General features: G+C 44.1%; 2 protein-coding genes and 1 pseudogene. 1 reads left to right on the forward strand and 2 read right to left on the reverse strand.

Features of this window, described 5'->3' with window-relative positions; translation table 11 throughout:
- Nucleotides 1–363 precede the first annotated feature (363 nt).
- Nucleotides 364–1,068: a phosphocholine cytidylyltransferase family protein gene (locus F6K53_RS37645; protein ID WP_293084776.1), complete on the reverse strand. Its 705-nt coding sequence runs from the start codon at nt 1,066–1,068 to the stop codon at nt 364–366.
- A 61-nt stretch (nt 1,069–1,129) separates the two neighbouring features.
- Here F6K53_RS37645 and F6K53_RS37650 point away from each other — a divergent pair.
- Nucleotides 1,130–1,968: pseudogene (locus F6K53_RS37650) on the forward strand (IS5 family transposase).
- Nucleotides 1,969–2,119: 151 nt separating this feature from the next.
- On the opposite strand, the gene F6K53_RS37655 reads toward F6K53_RS37650, so the two are convergent.
- Nucleotides 2,120–2,275 carry a filamentous hemagglutinin N-terminal domain-containing protein gene (locus tag F6K53_RS37655; protein WP_293084779.1) on the reverse strand — a complete coding sequence of 52 codons (156 nt, stop codon included), beginning with the start codon at nt 2,273–2,275 and terminating at the stop codon, nt 2,120–2,122.
- Between the last annotated feature and the right edge of the window lie 20 nt (nt 2,276–2,295).

The following is a 2,295-nucleotide window of genomic DNA, read 5'->3' on the forward strand; positions in this document are numbered from 1 at the left end:
GCTTTCTTTTTGGTTGTTGTTGGTGTTGGCATTATCACGTTTGCTACCAAATCCGCTATGGGTAGCTAACAGTGCTTAAGAAGGGAAGTAACCCATAGCGCATAAGGAGCTCAAGTAGTATGTAAGCATTCAGCAGTCAGCCGTCAGCCGTCAGCCTTTAGCTCACGCTGCGCGAACAGCTTTGTAGCACAGGCTTTGGCCTTGGCCTTTGGCCACGCTACGGGAATGGCCACGCTGTGCGAACGACCCTGTGACATAACTCAGCATTATTCGAATGCTGACCTGTTTGATTCAAAAGCTGATAGCTGATAGCTGATAGCTGATAGCTGATAGCTGATAGCTGATAGCGAAATGCTTACGTGACTAAGCATCTTTCTGGAGAATTGCTGGGTAGATTTGCTCTCTAGCTCTGGCAAACTGGTATCGGTCATCAATTTCTGCCCAGAGTAGATCCCTAATCACCGTATAGTATACTGGATAGGATGTTGCTGCTGCTATCAGCCCATCAGTTTCATAATTCACCTTGAAGCTGGTTTTAAATCTTAGGGTAGCTTGCGCCAACATGCTTTGAAACAAAGGCTGGGATATTTTGGAAATACCGACCAATTCACCAGCAATTTGACTCCCCAGTTCAGCCTTATTTTTAGACATCGCAACGATTGTCTCACCTGAGGTTTCCACATAGACTTCATCGCCAGCATTGGTTTGGCCAGATAGCAACACTACATTGTCTTTAGGAAAGTTCAAGACTGCTGTCAAAGCACGCTGTTCGTAAATCAGATCTGATTCCAACAACAGAAAATCCCCCTCAATCAGCTCACGGGCACAATAGAGGGAATACATGGTACCTGATTCGGCATAGCGTGGGTTATGAACCGTCAATATCTGATCATTAAAACGTTGCTGCAGACGCTCATAAAAGTCAGATAAATGACCAGTGACAATGATGATGCGCTGCATACCGCAAGCAGTCAGGCGCTCTATCGATTCCTCAATAATGGGTTGCTCTCCCAACTGGAGAAATCCTTTAGGAGCCGATTGGCCTAATTCCTGGAGTCTAGTGCCCATACCAGCAGCTAGGGCGTGTCTGCAAACTGCTATACTGAAGTAAAATGATTCAGGTATTGTGATGAGAGCGCTCGCTGAAAAACTTGCCTCGACTGAGATCGCAAGAGGAGACTTAACAGATTCCCAATGGGAAAAAATTAAACCTTTGTTACCTCCTCAAAAAGCTTGGACAGGAAAACCAGCACATGACCATCGCCAGATCATAAATGGCATACTGTGGATTTTGAGAACAGGTGCGCCCTGGAGGGATTTACCAACCTCTTATGGAGTCCATAGTACGGTGTCAAGTCGGTTTTATCGTTGGCGAAAAGCGGGCATATGGGAGGAGATTTTGGCAAGTCTTCAGCAAATTGCCGACGCTGAGGGTCGGATCGATTGGGAAGTTCACATGGGTGATACTACAGTCGTGCGAGCACATCAACACGCAGCCGGAGCAAAAGGGGGCAAGACTCACAGGCACTAGGGAGGAGTAAGGGAGGATTCAGCACAAAAATTCATATTCGGTCGGAAGGATTGGGCAAACCAATGGTTTTTGCTCTAACATCAGGAGAACGCCATGATACCATTGGTTTTGATGATTTGCTTGCCCTCGGAAAAGTTAAACGTCAGGGTCGAGGAAGGCCAAAAAGCCGTTTTCGCTACTTTTTAGGTGATAAAGGATACAGTAGTAAAACTATTAGAGAAAAACTACGTCGTCGAGGTACAACTCCTATTATTCCCAGAAAAAGTAACGAAAAGAAACGAGAACGCTTCAACCGAGGACTATATAGAGAACGTAATCGGATTGAAAGACTAATTAACCGTCTCAAACAAAATCGACGAATAGCAACTCGCTATGAGAAATATGCAGTCAATTACCTAGCTATGTTGACTATTGCTTCTATATTACTCTGGCTTTAGTTGAAATCATGTTTTTTATGACTACTATAGATAAAAATAAATCTTTAAACTGTTGATCATAGAAAGATTTATGGTCAAGTTGAGCAAAACGTTTGCTTAGGGTCGGGCTTTGCCCAAATTCCTTTCCTTATGCTCGCGATTGCAAATCTCTCTAACCTAAATTATTGGGTTTGCAGACACGCCCTAGTCTGCTATTGGAACCGAATACAATACCATTGGGATTTATCAAAAATAAATTAGCATTTCCCAATACTCCCAGAGTCCCCAAAATATTAGAAACATTTGTTCCAGTTACCCGACTCAGGATGTTGGCAACTCCTGCTGGAT

This window comes from Moorena sp. SIO4A1 (assembly GCF_010672065.1).
Lineage (GTDB): Bacteria > Cyanobacteriota > Cyanobacteriia > Cyanobacteriales > Coleofasciculaceae > Moorena.

Bases quoted from the DNA above. Each gene is read 5' to 3' on its own strand.
- F6K53_RS37645 (WP_293084776.1), bottom strand. From the start codon at position 1,068: ATGGGCACTAGACTCCAGGAATTAGGCCAATCGGCTCCTAAAGGATTT.